Raw genomic sequence first — 4,416 nt, forward strand, 5'->3', positions numbered from 1 at the left:
GCCGCGGGCGCCGCCCTGGCCGCGGGCGCCCGCTGCTACCTCGTCGTCGACCCGGTCGACGAGGACGGCGGCCCCCTGCGCCCGGCGCGCCGCCTCGACGCCGTGCCGCCCACGGGCGCGTGGGAGGACCTCTCCGAGCGCGAGGTCCAGGTCATCTCCCTCGTCGCCGAGGGCCGCTCGAACCGCGACGTCGGCGAGGCCCTCGGCCTGTCCGCCCTCACGGTCAAGAGCCACCTCGCCCGCATCGCCCGCAAGCTGCGCACCGGCGACCGCGCCGAGATGGTCGCCATCACCCTGCGGGCAGGCCTCGTCAGCTGACCGCCCGACCCGGCCGCGCGCCCCGACGGCCCCACGACGCTGCTCCGCCGCCGCGCACCCGCACCGGGTGCGCGGCGGTCGCGTGACCGGGTACGGACGCGCGACCGCCGCACCTGCCCGGCACCGGGCCCACCACGGGCACCAGCACCAGCACCTCCCGGGGCACCGCGGCGGGCGGGCCTACGGTGGCCCCATGACCGACGGCCAGCCCCGCACCGCGGCGGCGGCGCCGCCCGGCCCCGCCGGCGCCCCCGGGAGCGGTGACGCCCCGGCGACCGCCGAGGACGACGCGCCCGCGCTGCCGGTGCTCACCGAGCCCGCCGAGGGCGTCCCGGAGGTCGTGGCCGACGCCGCCGCCCTCGCCGACGCCGCGGAGCGCCTCGCCGCGGGCACCGGTCCCCTGGCCGTCGACGCCGAGCGGGCCTCGGGCTACCGCTACGGCCAGCGCGCCTTCCTCGTCCAGCTGCGCCGGGCGGGCACGGGCACGCTGCTCGTCGACCCCGACGCGCTGCCCGACCTGTCCGTCCTCGCCGACGCCGCCGGCGACGCCGAGTGGGTGCTCCACGCCGCCGGGCAGGACCTGCCGTGCCTCGCCGACGTCGGGATGCGCCCGGGCGGCGACCTCGTCGACACCGAGCTCGGCGCCCGTCTCGCCGGCTTCCCCCGCGTGGGCCTCGCTGCGGTCCTCCAGCGGCTCCTCGGCGTCGACCTGGCCAAGGAGCACTCCGCGGTCGACTGGTCCACGCGCCCGCTGCCCGAGCCGTGGCTGCGGTACGCGGCGCTCGACGTCGAGCTGCTCCTGCCGCTGCGGGACGCGCTCCTCGCCGTCCTCGACGAGCAGGGCAAGCTCGACTGGGCCCGGCAGGAGTTCGCCGCGGTCCGCGACGCGCCGCCCGCCCCGCCGCGCACGGACCCCTGGCGCCGCACCTCGGGCCTGCACGCCGTCCGCTCCCGACGCCAGCTCGCCGTCGTCCGCGAGCTGTGGGAGGAGCGCGAGCGCATCGCCCAGCGCCGCGACGTCTCCCCCGGCCGCGTGCTGCCCGACCGCGCCGTCGTCGCGGCCGCGACGGCGATGCCGACCTCCCCGGCGGCGCTGGCCGCCCTGCCCGTCTTCTCGGGCCCGGCCAACCGGCGGCGCGCGGCCACCTGGCTCGAGGCGGTGCGCCGCGGCCAGGCGCTGCCCGAGCGCGACCTGCCCCCCACCTCCACGCCGTCCAGCGGGCCCCCGCCCCCGCGCTCGTGGAAGGACAAGGACCCGGCCGCCGCGGCACGCCTGGCCGCGGCGCGCGACGTCGTCGCCGCCCGGTCCGAGGAGCTGGACGTCCCCGTCGAGAACCTCCTGCAGCCGGACCTGCTGCGGCGCACCTGCTGGGAGCCGCCCTCCCCGCTCGACGAGGCCGGCCTGCGCCGCGCCCTGGCCGCGGGCGGCGCCCGTCCGTGGCAGGTCGACCTCCTGGCGCCGGACCTCGCGGTCGCGATGCGGGGCGCCGCGGACGCCCCCGGCGGCGCCCCCGCCTGAGCCCGGCGCGCCCCGAGCGGCTCAGCCCTGCGAGCGCACCTGCTCGGCGGGGCCGGCACCCGCCCCGGCGTCGCCGTCGAGGGCGGCCACCCGCTCGAGCACGTCGCGGGCGACGTCCTGGGCGGTGATGCCCAGCTCCTCGAGGACCTGCGCCCGCTCGGCGTGGTCGACGAAAGCGACGGGCACGCCGACGCAGCGGACGTCGACGCGCACGCCGGCGTCGGCCAGCTCGTCGCGCAGCCGCGAGCCGACGCCACCGGTGCGCAGCCCGTCCTCGACGACGACGACGAGGCGGTGCGCCGCGCACGCCTCCAGCAGCGCGGGGTGCACGGGCAGGACCCAGCGCGGGTCGACGACGGTCGAGGACACGCCCTGCGCGTCGAGCCGACGTCCGACGTCCAGGCCGAGCGCGGCGAGGGCGCCGACGGCGACGACGAGGACGTCCGCCCCGCCCCCGCCACGCCGGGCGCCGCTGCGCGCCAGCAGGTCCGGTGCGCCCCACGCCTGCGGCCCGCCGAGGCGCTCGAGGGCCGGGACGTCCTCCGGCGCGGAGCCCTTGGGGAAGCGCACGACCGTGGGGGCGTCGTCGACGGCGACGGCCTCGCGCAGCTCCTCGCGCAGGGTCGCCCCGTCGCGCGGCGCCGCCAGGCGCAGGCCGGGGACGTGCTGCAGGAGCGCCATGTCCCACATGCCGTGGTGGCTGGGCCCGTCCGGCCCGGTGATCCCGGCGCGGTCGAGGACGAAGGTCACCCCGGCCCGGTGCAGGGCGACGTCGAGGAGCACCTGGTCGAAGGCGCGGTTGAGGAAGGTCGCGTAGAGCGCGACGACCGGGTGCAGGCCGGTGAAGGCCATGCCGGCCGCCGAGGTCGTGGCGTGCTGCTCGGCGATGCCGACGTCGACGACCCGGTCGGGCATCGCCTCGGCCATCTTGTGGAGGCCCACGGGGATGAGCATCGCGGCGGTGACGCCCACGACGTCGTCCCGCTCCCGCGCCACCTCGAGCACCTCGTCGGCGAACACCGACGTCCAGGAGGCCCGCTTCGGCGCACCGCCGGCGGGCACGGGCGCCCCCGTCACCGGGTCGATGACCCCGACGGCGTGGAACTGGTCGGCCGCGTCGGCGAGCGCGGGGGCGTACCCCTGGCCCTTGTTCGTCAGCGCGTGGACGATGACCGGCCCGCCGAAGTCCTTGGCCGCCGCGAGCGCCCGCTCGAGCGCCTCGAGGTCGTGGCCGTCGACCGGGCCGAGGTACTTCAGACCCAGGTCCTCGAACATCCCCTGCGGGGCGACGATGTCCTTGAGGCCCTTCTTGACCCCGTGGAGGGTGTCGTACGCGAGGCGCCCCGGGGTCCCTCCCCGGCGCAGCGCCTGCTTGCCCCACCCGAGGAAGCGCTCGTAGCCGCGCGTCGCCCGCAGCGTCGAGAGGTGGTGCGCCAGACCGCCGATGGTCGGTGCGTAGCTGCGCTCGTTGTCGTTGACGACGATGACGAGGGGGCGGTCCTGCGCCGCGGCGATGTTGTTGAGGGCCTCCCAGGCCATGCCGCCCGTGAGCGCCCCGTCGCCGACGACCGCGACCGTGAGCCGTCCGGGCTCACCGGTGAGCGCCCGCCCGCGGGCGATGCCGTCGGCCCACGACAGCGACGTGCTGGCGTGGGAGTTCTCGACGACGTCGTGGTCCGACTCGGCGCGGCTGGGGTAGCCGGCCACGCCGCCGCGCGTCCGCAGCGTCGACAGGTCCTGGCGGCCCGTCAGCAGCTTGTGCACGTAGGACTGGTGCCCGGTGTCGAAGACCACCGTGTCGGAGGGCGAGTCGAAGACCCGGTGGACCGCGATGGTCAGCTCGACGACGCCGAGGTTCGGGCCGAGGTGGCCGCCGGTGCGGGCCACCGACTCGACGAGGTGGACGCGCACCTCCTCCGCGAGGCGGCGCAGCTCGTCGGGGCCGAGGACGCGCAGGTCCTGCGGGCCCCGGACGCGCGGGAGCACCGGCGCGGGCCCCGTCGGCACCACCGCGGACCCGGGACGCCGCCCCGGCGCCCCCTCGGCCGGGTCGTCCGACGTCCCGCCGACCGGTCCGGCCGCCTCCGCGCTCGACACCGTGCACCACCTCGTCTCCGCGCCCCGGGCGCCCGCCCGGGGGCTGCCACTGTAGGTCGCCGACCGGGGCCGACCCCAGCGCACCCGTCCGCCGCCGGACTCGCCCGCCCCGGAGCACCGCCCCGGAGCACCGGTCTAGAGCACCGGCACGACGGACGCCCCGCCCAGCGCCTGCTCGACGAGCACCGCGCCGCGCTCGACGTCCAGGAGCCGCAGCCGCTCCGCCTCGAGCGCCTCCAGGGCCTCGTCGACGACGCGCGGCCCGACGGCGCCGGACAGGTCGGCCCGCAGCGTCGCGACGGCCCGGCGGAGCCCGTCGAGCTGCGCCGCGGAGTGCAGGACGGCCAGGCGCGCGAGGACCCGCGGCTGGCGGGCGAGGACGTGCAGGGGCAGCTGGGAGACGACCGAGCAGAGGGCGTGCGCCGCGACGACGTCGGTCCAGCGGTCGGTGCGGGCGGCGAGGACGACGACGGGCAGGAAGG

The 4,416-nt window shown here is 78.7% G+C and carries 4 protein-coding genes; 2 read left to right on the forward strand and 2 right to left on the reverse strand.

Annotation, left to right across the window (positions count from 1 at the left end; translation table 11 throughout):
- Together HLB09_RS13615 and HLB09_RS13620 are read left to right on the forward strand one after the other, a co-directional pair.
- Positions 1-318, forward strand: a 318-nt coding sequence (locus HLB09_RS13615; protein ID WP_171203889.1) for a response regulator transcription factor, incomplete at its 5' end; no start/stop codon positions are given.
- A gap of 193 nt (positions 319-511) precedes the next feature.
- The gene (locus HLB09_RS13620; RefSeq protein ID WP_171203890.1) at positions 512-1,837 is read left to right on the forward strand and encodes an HRDC domain-containing protein; all 1,326 of its coding nucleotides are present in this window, start codon (positions 512-514) and stop codon (positions 1,835-1,837) included.
- A 21-nt stretch (positions 1,838-1,858) separates the two neighbouring features.
- On the opposite strand, the gene dxs is transcribed toward HLB09_RS13620, so the two are convergent.
- Positions 1,859-3,844, reverse strand: coding sequence for a 1-deoxy-D-xylulose-5-phosphate synthase (gene dxs, locus HLB09_RS13625; protein ID WP_171203891.1), 1,986 nt, complete (start codon positions 3,842-3,844; stop codon positions 1,859-1,861).
- Positions 3,845-4,069: 225 nt separating this feature from the next.
- On the reverse strand, positions 4,070-4,416 hold a 347-nt coding region (locus tag HLB09_RS13630; protein WP_212771069.1), incomplete at its 5' end, for a hypothetical protein.

This window comes from Pseudokineococcus marinus (genome assembly GCF_013004605.1).
GTDB classification, from domain to species: Bacteria; Actinomycetota; Actinomycetes; order Actinomycetales; family Quadrisphaeraceae; genus Pseudokineococcus; species Pseudokineococcus marinus.

What these genes read in the sequence shown, in the direction of transcription:
- HLB09_RS13620 (WP_171203890.1), top strand. Translation starts at nt 512, where the DNA reads ATGACCGACGGCCAGCCCCGCACCGCGGCGGCGGCGCCGCCCGGCCCC.